Origin of the sequence: Spirillospora sp. CA-294931, from assembly GCF_050946795.1 — a bacterium.
Classification (GTDB): Bacteria; Actinomycetota; Actinomycetes; order Streptosporangiales; family Streptosporangiaceae; genus Spirillospora.
This window is the reverse complement of the sequence record NZ_CP192006.1, coordinates 8,478,307-8,494,229: the sequence shown is the minus strand read 5'-3', so window position 1 is coordinate 8,494,229 and position 15,923 is coordinate 8,478,307. Positions and strand designations below refer to the sequence as shown.

Below are 15,923 nucleotides of genomic sequence, written 5' to 3'. Positions count from 1 at the left end.
CACTGAGCGGGGTCGATAGCCTGGGCGGCGTGAGCGACGAGACCTACGACGACCTCCCGGAGCAGATGCGCGTGCGCCGGGAGAAGCTCGACCGGCTGCGCGAGAGCGGCATCGACCCGTACCCGGTGAACTTCCCCCGGACGGCGACCGTCGGCGAGGTCAGGAGCAAACACCCCGACCTGGAGCCCGGCACCGAGACCGGCGAGAAGGTCGGCGTCACCGGACGCGTCATGCTCGTCCGCAACAGCGGCAAGCTCTGCTTCGCCACCATCCGCGACGGCGCCGACGAGATCCAGGTCATGCTCTCGCTCGCCAAGATCGGCCAGGACGCCCTGGACGCCTGGAAGACCGACGTCGACCTCGGCGACCACATCGGCGTCGAGGGCGAGGTCATCACCTCCCGCCGCGGCGAGCTGTCGATCATGGCGGACCGGTACGCGATCACGTCCAAGTGCCTGCGCCCCCTGCCCGACAAGCACGCCGGGCTCACCGACCCCGAGGCGCGCGTCCGGCAGCGGTACGTCGACCTGATCGTCAACGACGAGGCCCGGCGGATGGCCCATGTCCGCAGCGCCACCGTCCGCGCGGTCCGCGACTTCTGGCACGAGGAGGGGTACCTCGAGGTCGAGACCCCGATGCTCCAGCCGATCCACGGCGGGGCCGCCGCGCGCCCGTTCAAGACCCACATCAACGCCTACGGCATGGACCTCTACCTGCGGATCGCCATCGAGCTGTACCTCAAGCGGCTCGTCGTCGGCGGCATCGACAAGGTCTTCGAGATCAACCGCAACTTCCGCAACGAGGGCGCCGACTCCACGCACAACCCCGAGTTCACGATGCTGGAGGCCTACGGCATCTACCTCGACTACAACGACATGGCCGACCTCACCCAGCGGATGTACCAGAAAGCGGTCGTGGCCGCCCTCGGCACGTCCGTGGTCGTCCACGACGGCCTGGAGGTCGACCTCGGCCTGGCCCGCTGGCCGCGCGTGACGCTGTACGGCTCGGTCTCGGACGCCATCGGCGAGGAGATCACCCCGCACACCCCGATCGAGCAGGTCCGCAAGCACGCCGACGCCCGCGGCGTCAGCTGGGACCCCAAGTGGGGGCAGGGCAAGCTCGTCCAGGAGATCTTCGAGGAACTGATCGAGCACACGCTGATCCAGCCGACGTTCGTCATGGACTACCCGGTCGAGACGTCCCCGCTGACCCGCCAGCACCGCGACGAGCCCCTGCTCACCGAGAAGTGGGACCTCATCGGCTTCGGCACCGAGCTGGGCACCGCCTACTCCGAGCTGATCGACCCCGTCGAGCAGCGCCGCCGCCTCACCGAGCAGTCGCTGCTCGCCGCCGGGGGCGACCACGAGGCCATGCAGCTGGACGAGGACTTCCTGCGGGCCCTCGAATACGCGATGCCCCCGACCGGCGGCATGGGCGCCGGAATCGACCGGATGATCATGGCCTTCACCGGGCGGAACATCCGCGAAACGATCCTGTTCCCGCTGGTCAAGCCCGAGTGACCCGAAGCTCGGCCAGGCCGCGCAGGACGAGGTTGTCGCGATAGGCCGGCGGCGTCTCGTCCAGCGCGACCTCGCGCTCGAACAGGCGCCGCAGGGCGATCTCGCCCTCCAGCCGCGCGAGCGGCGCGCCCAGGCAGAAATGGATGCCCGACCCGAACGCCAGATGCCGGGGCGCGTCGCGGGTGTACCGCGTGAGGTCGAGGCGCTCGGGCTCGTCGAAGACCTCGGGATCGCGGTTGGCGGCGCCGGTCAGCAGCAGGATGGGCTCGCCCAGGGCGATCTTCGTCCCGTCGAGCTCGACGTCCTCCAGCGCCGACCGCGTCGAGAGCTGCACCGGCGGGTCGTATCTCAGCAGCTCCTCGACGGCCGCCGGGGCCGCCTCGGGGTGCTCGCGGAACCACGCCAGCTGATCGGGATGGCGCAGCAGCGCCAGCGCCCCGTTCCCGATCAGGTTCACGGTCGTCTCGTGGCCCGCCACCAGCAGCAGGACACAGGTCGCCAGCAGCTCGGGCTCGCTCAGGACATCGCCGCCGTCCGAGACCGCGACCAGCGCGCTGAGCAGGTCGTCCTCGGGTTCCTCGCGGCGCCGGGCGGCCAGCGCGCGAAAGTAGGTCGTGAACTCCACCCGGGCCTCGTGGCGGCGCGCGACGTCGGCATCGGGGAGCAGGAACTCGGGGTCGAGGCCGCGGGCCAGGGCGTCCGACCAGCCCTTGAACCGGTCGCGGTCTTCGGGCGGGACGCCGAGCAGCTCGCTGATCAGCCTGACCGGCAACGGGTAGGCCAGCGACGCGATCACGTCGGCCCGCCCGGTCAGGCCGTCGAGCAGCTCGTCCACCAGTTCCTCCACCCGGGGGCGGAGCCGTTCGACGAGCCTCGGCGTGAACGCCTTGCTGACCAGTCGGCGCAGCCGCGTGTGGTCGGGCGGGTCGAGCAGCAGGAACGAACGCCGGCGCGGCTCCTCGCCCCAGATCCCGCCCGTCTCGGGCCGGTGCCCGAACCGGGGGTCGCGCAGCACGCGCTCGCACAGGCGATGGGACGTGGTCACCCAGAGCCCGGCCGGTGTCCGTCCGAGGGTTCCCAGCTGCCGGTACTGCGCATAGGGGTCGGCCCGAAAGGCCGGGGCGAAGGGATCGAAGCCGAGAATCGCCGCCGCGTCCACCATGGGCCCAGTCAGTCCGATCGGGTGCGCCGCTGTCAAGATCCAGGCGCTCAAACCCGATTTGCGGGCTTATAAGGGCCAGAGTCGCGTTACGTGAGGGCCAGGGCCTATGCGGGGCTGAGAGCGGCGCACGGGCCCTGGCGCGGGGGGTTTACGCCGACTCGCGAACCACGAGTTCGGGCGTGAGGACCACCTGGCGATGCTGGTGGGAGTCGCCCTCGGCGATCTCGGCGAGGGCCAGCTCGGCCGCCTCCCAGCCGAGCTCGCGCCGAGGCTGGCGGATGGTGGTGAGCGGGACCGCCGCGCTGGTGGCCAGCTCGATGTCGTCGTACCCGATCACCGCGATGTCGTCGGGCACCCGGACGCCGAGCCGGATCAGCTCGTTGATCACGCCGATGGCCAGCAAGTCATTCGCGCAGAAGACCCCGGTGGGGACCGGAATCAGATCGAGCAGCCGCCTCGCCGCCGCCACGCCCTCGGTCGGGCTCAGGGCGTCCTGCGTCAGGCAGATCAGATCGCGCCCACCGGCCTTGGAAACCGTCCGCTCGGCACCGTTATGACGTTCCACGATCGGCTGAAGCTCGGGCAAACCAGTCACGAAGGCCAGATCCTCGTGCCCCAGGCTGAGCAGATGAGCGGCCGCGATGTCGCCGCCGGCCACATGGTCGACCTGCGCCGAGCAGATGTCGCGTCCGGCATGGTCGAGCAGGACCACGGCCATTCCCGCGTTCCTGAGACGGACGATGTCGGCCTCGCCCATCCCCACCGGAATGATGAGGACTCCGGCGGCCCGCTGTTCTTCGAGCAATTCCAGGCAGCGCCGCTCCTTTTCCGGCGAATGGTCGCTGGTGAGCCACAGGGCGTCATGCCCGCCCTCGTTCAGGGCGAGCTCGGCCCCCCGCACCACATCAGTGGCATACGGGTTGGTGAGGTCCTCGACGACGACCCCGAACGCGCGTCCGCGCGGCGCGCTCGCGGGGTCGTCCACGGGCCCCTGACGGAGCCTCCGTGCGGACTCGTTCCGGACGAATCCGAGCTCCTCGATGGCCGCGCGAACGCGATCACGGGTAGCTTCGGCCACGAGATCTGGCCGGTTTAGGACATTCGAAACTGTCCCAACTGAGACCCCGGCGCGCCTCGCGACCTCGCGAATACTGGTCTGTGCCAACTCACTCCTCGTCGACCCAAGGGCCTGTTTCTGCAGGTTATCGAGTTTTAGATGCCACGACTCCACAAGATCGGTTACAGAATGTGGTCATTCAAGCACACATAGCTCCTATTTGGTGCTTGACGGGCCGGATCTGGCCGCCTAGCGTTCCGAGCCGAAGCGTAGCTTGAAACGATTCACGATCTTCGCCCACGGAGGGGACGGAGATACCGGTGGATCGAACGAGAGAAGGGACGGGGCAGATGGCTGGCGATCTTGGCCCGTCCCGGACGCGACGCGGGCCCCCAGTGGACACACGTCTTCGTTCGGTCGGCCAACGAGTGAATCGTTACCCGGAGTTCCCAGAAGGCGCCCCCCAAACGTCCTAACGGCCACCTCCGGCCAAGCACGCGGAACAGCAAAGGAAACCGATGATCTAAGTCCGGAAGCTCCGGACCTGGCAACCAAACGCACACAGATCGAGGCCTACCCGTGCCTGTGCAGCGGACGGCTGCATCCCCGCGGTCATCACAGCGGACGAGGGAGGACGGAGTGGAACAGGCCACACTCGCACGTCGTGGCACCGAGGATCTGCGGCTGAACGAGGAGGAGATCAAGCTGCTCGCGCAGATCGCCAGCGGGGTCACCGCCGATGTGGCGGCACGCAAACTCGAGTTGAGCGCACGCACACTGCGCCGTCGGCTTCGGACGATCTGTGATCGTCTCGACGTCAACACCCCTATCGAGGCCGTTGTGTGGGCGGCCCGAAGGCAACTCATCTAGGAAAACCAAGCAGCCGATCACCGTAGTACTTCCGTCCGCTCCCGGCGGCGGCGCCGACACCCCGGCAGGTAGGTCCCTGCCGAAGGCGCCGCCGCGGACGAAGTCCCCACCCCGCCCAGCCCCACCGCGCCCTCGCGAGCTTCCCGCCCCACGCGCCATCCGGGCCCCGCCGCGCCGTCCACGTGAACCGCGCCCGCCCCCGCGCCGCACTCGCACGTTGCACCGCCCCGCGTCCGCCGTCACGACCGCGCATTTCGTGAGCCCTCCGCCCGCCCCATCCGGGCCCTCGCGGCGCCTTCCACGTGAACCGCGCTCGCCCCCGCGCTGTACTCGCACGCTGCGCCGCCCAGCGTCCGCCGTCACGACCGCGCGTTCCGTGAGCCCTTCCCCTCGCCCCAACCGGGCCCCTTGCGGTGCCGTCCACGCGAGCCGCGCTCGCCCCCGCGCTGTACTCGCACGCTGCGCCGCCCAGCGTCCGCCGTCACGACCGCGCGTTCCGTGAGCCCTTCCCCTCGCCCCAACCGGGCCCCTTGCGGTGCCGTCCACGCGAGCCGCGCTCGCCCCCGCGCTGTACTCGCACGCTGCGCCGCCCCGCGTCCGCCGTCACGACCGCGCATTCGGTGAGCCTTCCACTCGCCCCGTCCGGGCCCTCGCGGCGCCGTCCGCGTGAACCGCGCTCCCGCTGCGTTTGGGTTCGCCGTGTTTGTTCGAGTCCGCGCATGCCGCATTCACTCGTGGCGTCGCGTCCGCAGGCCGTGCTTATGGTCGGGGCGCGTCTCGCATGTGTCCGAGGGCGCATTTGCGGTGGGGCGCGGCTTAGCTGAATTGCTCTGTTGTGCGTGATGTCTGGGTTGGGCGTGCTTGTGTGGTGCGGAGGGCTGGACGGGGTGTGGGCCTTGGCAGCTAGGCGACTCTTACTGCGCCGGCCCAGGGGCGGCCGGCTAGGGGGGCGATCTTGATTACGTCGCCGGTTTGGGGGGCGTGGAGCATTTTGCCGTCGCCTACGTACATGCCCATGTGGTGGAGGTCGCCGTAGAAGAAGACCAGGTCGCCTGGTTGGAGCTGGTCTTTGGAGATCTGGGTTCCGGCGTTCCACTGGCTGCCGGTGTAGTGGGGGAGGCTGATGCCCACCTGCTTGTAGGCCCACATGGTGAGGCCGGAGCAGTCGAAGCTGTTGGGGCCCGCGGCGCCCCAGACGTAAGGGCGCCCGATCTTGGTCATGGCGTAGCGGAGGGCCTGGGCGGCCTTGCCGGTGCCGACGACGGGGAGCTTGCTCAGCTGGGTGGGGTCCTTCTTGACGAGCTTGGTGCGGACCTTCTCGTAGGTCTGGGTGACCTTCTTGCGCTGGGCGTCGAGCTGGACGCGCAGTTGCTTGACCTGCTTCTCGCGGTCTTCGGCGGACTTGCGGGCGCGTTGGGCGGACTGCATGGCCTGCATGAGGCCCTGGACCTTGGTGCCGTCCTGGGTGGCGAAGAAGCTGATCGTGGCGGCCTGGTCGAGGAGGGCCTGGGGGTCCTGGGACGCCACGAAGGAGACCGTGGGGTCGGCGCCGCCCGACATGTAGCTGGTGGCGGCGAGGCTGCCGACCTTGTCGCGGACGCCCTGGAGCGATTCCTCCTGGCGCTTGGCGTTGTCGGTGGCGACCTTGGCGGCGCGCTGGGACTGCTGGAGTTTGACCTTGAGGCCGTTGTACTGCTCGGTGAGCTGCTCGAGCTGGTCGGCGAGCTTGTACGCCTGGGTCTGGAGCTCTTTGGCCGACGGGTCCGGGTCGGCGTGGGCGGGCGTCGCGAGGGTCGGGACGGCGATGAGGACGCCGATGAAGGCCGCGCGCAGTGGCTTCACGAGTTCTCCTCTCCAGAACCGCCTGACGAGGTACGTGGGGGAGAGGCCCTTCCGTCCTGGGGGCGGCGGATCGGACATCGTCCGATGTCAGCGTCAGGACACTAACGGAGTCGAGGTGCGATGCCAACCAGAACATGCGAAGTCGCAGGTGACACGCGTAAACCCTCGGCTGTTCCGGACGATCGGCCGGGTCTGCGGCCGGAAAAAGCCGATACGGTGGACTGTTTGTGGAAGTCGTGATCAGACGGGCTCGTACCGCAGACGTCCAGGGAATCCGCGAACTCGTCGACCTTTACGGCGGGTCCGGGCGGCGCCTGCTCCAGAAGACGACCGTGACGCTCTTCGAGGACGTCCAGGAATTCTGGGTGGCCGAGGACGTCCAGGACGCGTCAGGGGGCCGCCTGGTGGGCTGTGGCGCCCTGCACGTGATGTGGGAGGACCTCGCCGAGGTCCGGTCGGTCGCCGTCGCCAAGGGATATGGCGGACGGGGCATCGGGCACCGCATCGTGACGAGACTTCTGGAAACCGCCGCGGAACTCGGTGTGCGCCGCGTCTTCTGTCTTACCTTCGAGGTGGACTTCTTCTCGCGGCACGGATTCCAGCCGATCCTCGGAACCCCCGTGTCTCCTGAGGTCTTTGAGGAGCTCCTGCGCTCGTACGACGATGGTGTGGCGGAGTTTCTCGACCTCGACCGCGTCAAGCCGAATACGTTGGGCAACACCCGCATGTTGCTTCGCCTGGAGGACTGAGCGATGAGTGATTCCCCCCGCGGTGGCCAGCCGCCGCAGGGTTCGTACGGCCCGCCGCCGCCCTATCAGGGCCCCCAAGGCCAGCAACCGCAACAGCCCTATCAGCAACCACAACAGCCCCAGCAGCCGGGGCCGTCGCGGCATTGGCAAAATCAGCAAGCGCCGCAGCCGCAGCAGTGGCAGAACCCGCCACCACAACAGCAGCCGCAGCCGCAGCAGCAATGGCAGCCGCAGCAGCCGTCCTTTGAGCAGGACGACGTGTCGGAAGCGGCGCAATTGCCGCTGGCGCCGATCCTGCGGCGCGCGGGCGCGCGGATCGTCGACAACCTTCTCGTCTCGATCGTGGGCTTCGCCCTGATCGTCCCGTTCACGATCGCGATGTTCGGCGATCTCGACACGTCGGGGAAGACCGCGGGCGAGGAGGGCGGCTTGTGGAACTGGCCGATCATCTTCACGCTCTTCGCCGTCCTGGCGGTGCTGCCGTTCATCTACGAGGCGGTCCAGCTCTCGATGTGGGGACGGACGTTCGGCAAGCGGCTTCTGCATATCGGAGTCGTCCAGGTTCGCCCCGCGGGTGAGGCGCTGACGACCTACCAGGCGGTCTGGCGCGCGGCGATCAACAACCTCGCATACCAGTTCGGCATCTTCTTCTTCCTCGTGCTGGCCGTGATGGCCTGGGAGTATTTCGCCTACGGAATGCTCTTGGTCTGGGCCGGTGCGCTGATGGCCTACCTGTGGGCGATCTGGGACCAGCCATTGCACCAGGCGGTGCACGATCGCTTCGCCGGGACGCTCGTCATCGACGAGCGCGTCCAGTACGACGAGAGCGAGTACGGCGAGTACGAGGGGTAGGGCGCCATCCTTGAATTGGCGGATCCGGGTCAGCGTTTGCTGGCGCGGATCGTCGACACGCTCATCGTGGGCCTCCCCGTCGTCCTGGTGGTCCGTGAGGCCCTTCCACGCCCGGACGCGGAGCTCGTCATCCCCCCGGTGGTGGCGGGCCTTCTGCTGCTCTACGAGTCGCTTCAGCTGGCCCTGTGGGGCCGGACGCTGGGAAAGCGCTTTGCCGGCATACATGTCGTACCCCGGGCACAAAAAGGGGCGGCGAACGGCGAGCCGGTGGCGTCTCCCCCGATTTCGGGGGAAGGCGGCTCGTCTCGCGATCTGGGACGCATCGCGCAAATCGGAAGGGCCGTGCGCTTTGCCGCGGGCGGGCGCGAGGGGTCATCCACCGACGATGACGAGCCGGCGTCGGCCGGTGAGATCGAGGTCGACGCGGAGGTAACGCGTCTCGGCATCGGACGCGCGTTGTTGCGTGCCGCAACTTATGCGCTTCCGATCGCCGCGCGCCCGGTACCGGTACTCGGTCTGATCGCCGGAGTTTTCTGGGTCGTGAACGCGGCGGCGCTGTATGAGGGGCCGGGACGTCGCGCGCTGCATGACCGTGCGGCGGGGACGATCGTGGTGAAGCGCCCCACCCTGTAACGGCAATGCCGACTTTTCCGCTGATATAAGTACGCCCGGCGGGTGACGAGGCGTGCGTGCCACGCGTGTGAACGCGCGTGCTCGTATGACGTCAACGGATTTCGCCGGAACGTGCGTTGACGGCACCAAGTCACATCGGACGTCGGAACGGCGTGATCGCCCCTGGACCAGGGCGTTCGCGGTGTTCCGCAATACCCCGGTCCCGTGTGGTTAGTGCCGTTACGTGGGGGTAAATCGATGGCCCCGAGGTGGGTGTTGCCCGCCTCCGGTTAAGGTTGCCGCCGACCTAATTCCGGGACGACGGCACCGGCACGGGAAAGCTCGACGGCTTCGAAACCTGGTTCAATACAAGATCATGACCTGCGACGGGACGCCTCTCGGTGACCCCCGTCACCCCGAAATCCCGGGCCCGGCGGCCGGACAATTCCTCCATCGTCAGGGGTCGTGCGCCCGGTGGCAGGGACTGTGTAAGGTCCGCATGGCGGATTCGATGACCATGATTACGATGAGTTACCGCGGGGGAAGGTAACTTCATCGCGAGTGTTGAATTGTCATCGGCAAGCTTCGCGGTATATCTTTGGCAACCGAATGCAGTTTGCTCCAGCTGAAAGGTCTGTCCCCATGGCACAGAAGGTTCAGGTGCTTCTCGTCGACGACCTCGACGGTGGCGAGGCGGACGAGACCGTAGAGTTCTCGCTCGGTGGCGCCCACTACGAGATCGACCTGAGTAGCGCCAACGCAAAGAAGCTGCGGGATTCTCTGCAGCCGTTCGTGGAGAAGGCGCGCAAGGCCGGCTCCGCCTCCCGTCGTGGACGCGGCCGCCAGCGCAGCGCCTCGAACCGGGAACGCAGCGCCGAGATCCGCGCCTGGGCCAAGGACCGTGGCATCAAGGTCAATGAGCGCGGCCGTATCCCGGCTCATGTGATCGAGCGGTATGAGGCCGAGGCCCACTGACTCGTCAGCCTCGCCGGCGGCCCGCCTCGATTCCGAGGCGGGCCGTTCGCTTGTGGCGTAGCGATACGACGGTTCCCGCGCGCGAGAAGAGGTAGACAGGTCTCATTCGGCGATACGCGCGCGTTGCGCCCCCGGCGCGGGCCACCTGCGGAAAGGCCCCCGTTCGCTTGAGGCGTACCGGGAACATGACGTACCGATCGGGTAGTTGGATGAGACTGAACAGCGCATAGCTGGGGAACGTCTCCTGGTGGGAGTGCACCGGGCGGCCTCCTCGGGGCGGGCTAGCATGCGGAAGGACAAGTCCGGACGACCCGGACTCTGCCCAACCGCTCTGTGAGGAGCGACGAGATGTTCGAAAGGTTCACCGACCGCGCGCGGCGGGTTGTCGTCCTGGCTCAAGAAGAGGCCAGGATGCTCAACCACAACTACATCGGCACCGAGCACATCCTCCTTGGGCTCATCCACGAGGGTGAAGGTGTCGCTGCCAAGGCATTGGAGAGCCTGGGTATCAGCCTGGAGGCGGTGCGCCAGCAGGTCGAGGAGATCATCGGCCAGGGTCAGCAGGCGCCGTCCGGGCACATCCCGTTCACTCCGCGTGCCAAGAAGGTCCTTGAGCTGTCGCTGCGCGAGGCGCTGCAGCTCGGCCACAACTACATCGGCACCGAGCACATCCTGCTGGGGTTGATCCGTGAGGGCGAGGGCGTGGCCGCCCAGGTCCTGGTGAAGCTGGGCGCCGACCTGAACAGGGTCCGCCAGCAGGTGATCCAGTTGCTTCACGGCTACCAGGGCAAGGAGCCGGCCGCCTCCGGCGGTCCCTCGGAGTCGGCGCCGTCCACCTCCCTTGTGCTCGACCAGTTCGGCCGCAACCTCACGCAGGCCGCCCGAGAGGGCAAGCTCGACCCGGTCATCGGCCGTGACAAGGAGATCGAGCGGGTCATGCAGGTGCTGTCCCGCCGCACCAAGAACAACCCGGTGCTGGTGGGCGAGCCGGGCGTCGGCAAGACGGCCGTCGTCGAGGGACTGGCCCAGAAGATCGTCAAGGGCGAGGTCCCCGAGACGCTCAAGGACAAGCAGCTGTACACCCTCGACCTCGGCGCGCTGGTCGCCGGGTCCCGCTACCGCGGTGACTTCGAGGAACGGCTGAAGAAGGTCCTGAAGGAGATCCGCACCCGCGGCGACATCATCCTGTTCATCGACGAGCTGCACACGCTGGTCGGGGCGGGCGCCGCCGAGGGCGCGATCGACGCCGCGAGCATCCTCAAGCCGATGCTGGCGCGCGGCGAGCTCCAGACCATCGGCGCGACCACGCTGGACGAGTACCGCAAGCACCTGGAGAAGGACGCCGCGCTCGAGCGCCGCTTCCAGCCGATCCAGGTCGCCGAGCCGTCCCTGTCGCACACGATCGAGATCCTCAAGGGCCTGCGCGACCGCTACGAGGCGCACCACCGCGTGTCGATCACCGACAGCGCGCTGGTCGCCGCCGCGCAGCTGGCCGACCGCTACATCAGCGACCGGTTCCTGCCCGACAAGGCGATCGACCTCATCGACGAGGCCGGTTCGCGGATGCGCATCCGCCGGATGACCGCGCCGCCGGACCTGCGCGAGTACGACGAGAAGATCGCCGACGTCCGGCGTGAGAAGGAATCGGCGATCGACGCGCAGGACTTCGAGAAGGCCGCCGCGCTGCGCGACTCCGAGAAGCAGCTCCTGGCGCAGAAGGCGCAGCGGGAGAAGGAGTGGAAGGCCGGCGACATGGACGTCGTCGCCGAGGTCACCGACGAGCTCATCGCCGAAGTCCTCGCGACCGCCACCGGCATCCCGGTCTTCAAGCTCACCGAAGAGGAGAGCACCCGCCTCCTGCGCATGGAGGACGAGCTCCACAAGCGGGTCATCGGCCAGGAGGACGCCATCAAGGCGCTCTCCCAGTCGATCCGGCGCACCCGCGCGGGCCTGAAGGACCCCAAGCGTCCCGGCGGCTCGTTCATCTTCGCCGGCCCGTCCGGCGTCGGTAAGACCGAGCTCTCCAAGACGCTCGCCGAGTTCCTGTTCGGCGACGAGGACGCGCTGATCCAGCTCGACATGAGCGAGTTCATGGAGAAGCACACCGTCTCGCGGCTCTTCGGCTCCCCGCCCGGCTACGTGGGCTACGAGGAGGGCGGCCAGCTCACCGAGAAGGTGCGCCGCAAGCCGTTCTCGGTCGTCCTGTTCGACGAGATCGAGAAGGCTCACCAGGACATCTTCAACTCGCTCCTGCAGATCCTGGAGGACGGTCGCCTGACCGACGCCCAGGGCCGGGTCGTCGACTTCAAGAACACCGTCATCATCATGACGACCAACCTCGGCACCCGGGACATCTCCAAGGGCCAGGGCATGGGCTTCGCCCGCCAGAACGACGAGCAGGGCGACTACGACCGGATGAAGTCCAAGGTCGGCGAGGAGCTCAAGCAGCACTTCCGCCCCGAGTTCCTCAACCGCGTCGACGACACGGTCGTCTTCCACCAGCTCACCCCGAAGGAGATCATCCAGATCGTCGATCTGATGATCGCCAAGGTGGACGAGCGGCTGAAGGACCGCGACATGGGCCTGGAGCTCAAGCAGGACGCCAAGGACCTGCTGGCCGAGCGGGGCTACGACCCCGTCCTGGGCGCCCGGCCGCTGCGCCGGACGATCCAGCGGGAGATCGAGGACAACCTGTCCGAGAAGATCCTGTACAGCGAGCTCAAGGCCGGCCAGATCGTCATCGTCGGCGTCGAGGGCACCGGCGAGAAGGCCAAGTTCACCTTCAAGGGCGTCCCGAAGCCCACGGGCGTCCCGGACAGCCCGCCCCCGATCGAGGGCGCCGTCAACTTCAACAAGGACTGACGACACCCCAGCGAACGACCGAGGCCCGCACCTTCCGGTGCGGGCCTCGCCGCGTCCCAGCCCCCAAACCCTTCCCCCGCCCACGGAGACCGAGCCAGGCGAGCAACCTGCCAGGCCGGTCGCCCCCGAACCGCAAGCGACTGACGGTCCCCAGACCACGAGGTCCCGAGACGGGTGAGCCGTCGACCGATGGGCCGAGCGGGCAGTTCGCCGCCAGGGCCGCCGGGCCGCATGCGCCCGCTCGACGGGCTGGCCACCACCCGGGCACTTACAACGAGCCATGCCGCGACCCGCGCCGGGGAGTCGTCGTGCGGTTGGGCTGAGCGGGCCGTTGGGCTGTGGGGCTCGATCGAGCGGGCTGGTCAGCGGTGGGGCACTCGTGACGAGCCGTGTCGCGGGTCGCGCCGGGGCCGGGGCGGGGAGTCGTCGTGCGGTTGCGCTGAGCGGGCCGTTGGGCTGCGGGCTCGCTCGGGCGGGCTGGTCAGCGGTGGGGCACTCGTGACGAGCCGTGTCGCGGGTCGCGCCGGGGCCGGGGCGGGGAGTCGTCGTGCGGCTGGGCTGAGCGGGCCGTTGCGCTGCGGGCTCGCTCGGGCAGGCCGGGCAGTGGCGGGGCACTCGTGACAGCCGTGTGGTGGGGCCAGGGCGGGCAAGTCGCCCTGGGGTGGGTTGGGCTGCCTGTTGGGCTTTCCGACGGACGGGCTGCCTAGCGGCGGGGCGCTGGCAACGAGCCGTTTCGTGGGCTACGCGGGGCGAGGAAGTAGTTGTGCAGTTGGGCTCAGCGGGGGCGGTTCGTGACCCGGTGGGCGGGATGCCGGGTGGTCATGACGAGCCGGTTCAGGGGCAGGGCCCCCGGACCAGGTGTGGCCGGGTAAGGGCCGTAGGGACCCAGGACGAGTTGGCTCCCGGGTCGGGTCGTGGATTGCGGGACGGTCGGAGTGAGGCGGCCGTGCGCAGGCCGATGGACGGGTCGCCGAAGACGGGACGAACCGGGCGGCGGGACGTCAGGGGTGGGCGAGCCAGTCGGTGATCTCGGTGTGCAGGCGGGCCTTGAGGTCGTCCTGGGCGAACGAGGCGTCGACGCCGTTGCGGGCGAGTTCGGCCAGCGTGGCGTCGTCGTAGCCGAAGGTGTCGCGGACCAAGGCGTACTCGGTCGCAAGTGGCGTCCCGATGAGGATCGGGATGTCGGTGTTCACCGTCACCAGCAGTCCCGCCTCCCGAAGGCGCGGAAGCGGATGGTCGGCGAAAGAGGCCGCGAAGCCCAGCGCCACGTTCGAGGAGGGGCACACTTCGAGCGGGACGCCCCGCTCCCTGACCTCCTCGACCAGGGCGGGATCGTCCAGGACCCTGATCCCGTGCCCGAGGCGCTCCGTCCGGCCGTCTCCGAGCGCCTGGCGGATGCTCGCGGGGCCTTCAGCCTCACCGGCGTGGTGGACGACGTGGATTCCGGCGTCCCGGGCCGCGGCGAAGACGTCCACGAAGGGCTCTCCCGAATGCGCCTCGTCCCCGGCGAGGCCGATCGCTACGACCTCCTCGTGCGCTCGCGCCAGGTCGAGCGTGCGCCAGGCCCGCTCCACCGACCGGCGCCGCGAGTGGTCGAGGATCAGTCGGCATTCCACTCCGAATTCCGCCCGGCCCGCTTCGAGGCCCTCGATCACCGCCGCCAGCGGCATCTCGAGGTCGCCGACCCGCTCCCCGTGTGCCGCCGCGGTGAAGGACACTTCGGCGTATCGGGTTCCTTGGGCGGCCTCGTCCTCGCAGTATTCGCGGGCTATCCGGCGGAAGTCGTCCGCCGTCCGGAGGCAGGTGCGAACCAGGTCGTTCTGGACGAAGAAGTCGGCGAACCCTCCGAAAGCGTAGCCGCCGTCCAAATGCGCCGGCACCTCGATGCCGTTGGCCGCCCCGATCTCTCGGAGGGTCTCCCATCGGACGGTGCTTTCCAGATGCACATGCAGGTGGGCCTTGGGCAGTCTCAGAAGATCACGCACCGGCCCACACTAGATCCGAGGACCCCGCTCTCACCAAGCCATTTACGGGTCCGCGGGAAGGCCGATCAAGTCGGCCATGGTCTCCACGGCGTGGGTGAAGAAGGGCGTGGCCGGGTCGAGGGTGTTGGCCAGATGGCCGTATAGCTCAAAGCTGATCATGCCGAAGAGCTGCGTCCAAGCAATCGCCGCCCGTACCGCGACGTGGGGCGGGAGCCCCGGGTGCACCAGAGGCGCCTGGCGTTGGAGTTCGAGGTCGTCCAAGGGGACGATCGGGGCGGTGATCGAGCCCTCGAGCCAGGCCTCGTGGACGATGCCCAGGATGACCCCCGCGATGCGAGCGGCCGGGGCGACGGTGGTCTCGGGCGCGCTGTAACCCGGAACAGGCGAGCCGTAGACCAGCGAGTACTCGTGGCGATGCTCCAGGGCCCACGCCCGGATGGTCGCGCAGCCTACGCGCCAGCGTCCCCGGAGGCTCTGCCCGGACGCCTTCTCCTCGGCGGCGGCCACGCGGTCGCCCAGGGCCTCGTAGGCGTCGATGATCAGCGCGGTGAGCAGCTCGTCCCGGCTGGCGAAGTAGCGGTAGAGCGCCGAGGAGGTCATGCCCAGCTCGCGGGAGACGGCCCGGAGCGAGAGCGCATGTGCCCCCACCTCCCCGAGCTGACGCTTGGCCTCTTCTTTGATCTCTCGGGTCAGCTCGGCTCTGGCGCGCTCTCGGGCGGTGCGGCTCGCGTTCACGACACCGAGTCTGGCACAGGGGCAGAGCAGTGAACAAATTCGAGAGCACTGCTCTTGCCTTCGAATCCAGACACGTGCACACTGTTCTCAAGCGAGAGCAGTGCTCACAAAGGAGACATCATGAACGCCACCCGCAATATCAAGCCCGGACGCGCCGACCACTTCTTCAACAGGTTCACCGCCTTCCTCGCCCGCAAGGGGATCAGCGTGGCGGGATCGCGGGTCCTGGCCGTCCGTGGCCGCACCAGCGGCGAATGGCGAACCACCCCGGTCAATCCCCTCACCTTTGACGGCCGCCGCTACCTGGTCGCTCCGCGCGGCCACACCCAGTGGGTGCGCAACATGCGCGTCGCGCGCGGCGGAGAACTGCGTCTGGGCCGCAAGGCCCAGACCTTCACCGCCACCGAACTCCCCGACGACCAGAAGATCCCCGTGCTCCGCGCCTACCTCGACAAGTGGGCCTGGGAGGTCGGCCGCTTCTTCGAGGGCGTCACCAAGAACTCCACGGACGAGGAACTGGCCGCGATCGCCCCCGGCTTCCCCGTCTTCGAACTCGATCGTGCCTAAGCGCGGAGGACGGACCGGCCGTCGTCGAGCGACGCCACGAAGCGGCGACCAGGACGCCTTGTGCGGCGGAGAGGATTTGGTCCGCCAGTGTGGCGGCGTCGACCAGTGCGGTGTTCGCCGGAATGCGACGGCCCA

At 68.5% G+C, this 15,923-nt stretch carries 13 protein-coding genes; 8 read left to right on the top strand and 5 right to left on the bottom strand.

Annotated elements, in window-relative coordinates:
• Nucleotides 1–65 precede the first annotated feature (65 nt).
• A complete protein-coding gene (lysX, locus tag ACQPY4_RS38540) occupies nt 66–1,520 on the top strand; it encodes a bifunctional lysylphosphatidylglycerol synthetase/lysine--tRNA ligase LysX (RefSeq protein WP_433339202.1) in 1,455 nt (484 codons plus the stop codon).
• On the opposite strand, the gene ACQPY4_RS38535 is transcribed toward lysX, so the two are convergent.
• The gene (locus tag ACQPY4_RS38535; RefSeq protein WP_433329750.1) at nt 1,507–2,682 is read right to left on the bottom strand and encodes a cytochrome P450; all 1,176 of its coding nucleotides are present in this window, start codon (nt 2,680–2,682) and stop codon (nt 1,507–1,509) included. The genes lysX and ACQPY4_RS38535 overlap by 14 nt on opposite strands.
• Before the next feature lie 148 nt (nt 2,683–2,830).
• Complete coding sequence (locus tag ACQPY4_RS38530) at nt 2,831–3,913, bottom strand: LacI family DNA-binding transcriptional regulator (RefSeq protein WP_433329748.1); 1,083 nt, start codon at nt 3,911–3,913, stop codon at nt 2,831–2,833.
• Between the two features lie 465 nt (nt 3,914–4,378).
• Here ACQPY4_RS38530 and ACQPY4_RS38525 point away from each other — a divergent pair, with 465 nt between their 5' ends.
• On the top strand, nt 4,379–4,609 hold the full coding sequence (locus ACQPY4_RS38525; RefSeq protein ID WP_433329746.1) for a LuxR family transcriptional regulator: 231 nt from the start codon (nt 4,379–4,381) through the stop codon (nt 4,607–4,609).
• Between the two features lie 903 nt (nt 4,610–5,512).
• Here the strand turns inward: ACQPY4_RS38525 and ACQPY4_RS38520 are convergent.
• The gene (locus ACQPY4_RS38520; protein WP_433329744.1) at nt 5,513–6,451 is read right to left on the bottom strand and encodes an NlpC/P60 family protein; all 939 of its coding nucleotides are present in this window, start codon (nt 6,449–6,451) and stop codon (nt 5,513–5,515) included.
• Between the two features lie 227 nt (nt 6,452–6,678).
• Between ACQPY4_RS38520 and ACQPY4_RS38515 the strand changes: the two genes are divergently transcribed.
• The 5 genes from ACQPY4_RS38515 (at nt 6,679) to ACQPY4_RS38495 (ending at nt 12,501) form a co-directional block, all read left to right on the top strand.
• A complete protein-coding gene (locus tag ACQPY4_RS38515) occupies nt 6,679–7,200 on the top strand; it encodes an amino-acid N-acetyltransferase (RefSeq protein WP_433329742.1) in 522 nt (173 codons plus the stop codon).
• A 3-nt stretch (nt 7,201–7,203) separates the two neighbouring features.
• A complete protein-coding gene (locus tag ACQPY4_RS38510) occupies nt 7,204–8,052 on the top strand; it encodes an RDD family protein (RefSeq protein WP_433329740.1) in 849 nt (282 codons plus the stop codon).
• A 15-nt stretch (nt 8,053–8,067) separates the two neighbouring features.
• Nucleotides 8,068–8,685 carry an RDD family protein gene (locus ACQPY4_RS38505; protein WP_433329738.1) on the top strand — a complete coding sequence of 206 codons (618 nt, stop codon included), beginning with the start codon at nt 8,068–8,070 and terminating at the stop codon, nt 8,683–8,685.
• Between the two features lie 621 nt (nt 8,686–9,306).
• On the top strand, nt 9,307–9,639 hold the full coding sequence (locus ACQPY4_RS38500; protein WP_433329736.1) for a histone-like nucleoid-structuring protein Lsr2: 333 nt from the start codon (nt 9,307–9,309) through the stop codon (nt 9,637–9,639).
• 348 nt (nt 9,640–9,987) lie between these two features.
• Nucleotides 9,988–12,501, top strand: a complete 2,514-nt coding sequence (locus ACQPY4_RS38495) for an ATP-dependent Clp protease ATP-binding subunit (protein WP_433329734.1) — start codon at nt 9,988–9,990, stop codon at nt 12,499–12,501.
• 1,001 nt (nt 12,502–13,502) lie between these two features.
• On the opposite strand, the gene add is transcribed toward ACQPY4_RS38495, so the two are convergent.
• Both add and ACQPY4_RS38485 read right to left on the bottom strand, forming a co-directional pair.
• Nucleotides 13,503–14,486: an adenosine deaminase gene (gene add / locus ACQPY4_RS38490; protein ID WP_433329732.1), complete on the bottom strand. Its 984-nt coding sequence runs from the start codon at nt 14,484–14,486 to the stop codon at nt 13,503–13,505.
• Nucleotides 14,487–14,528: 42 nt separating this feature from the next.
• Nucleotides 14,529–15,221: a TetR/AcrR family transcriptional regulator gene (locus tag ACQPY4_RS38485; protein ID WP_433329730.1), complete on the bottom strand. Its 693-nt coding sequence runs from the start codon at nt 15,219–15,221 to the stop codon at nt 14,529–14,531.
• Nucleotides 15,222–15,341: 120 nt separating this feature from the next.
• Here ACQPY4_RS38485 and ACQPY4_RS38480 point away from each other — a divergent pair, with 120 nt between their 5' ends.
• Complete coding sequence (locus ACQPY4_RS38480; protein ID WP_433329728.1) at nt 15,342–15,788, top strand: nitroreductase/quinone reductase family protein; 447 nt, start codon at nt 15,342–15,344, stop codon at nt 15,786–15,788.
• Nucleotides 15,789–15,923 lie beyond the last annotated feature (135 nt).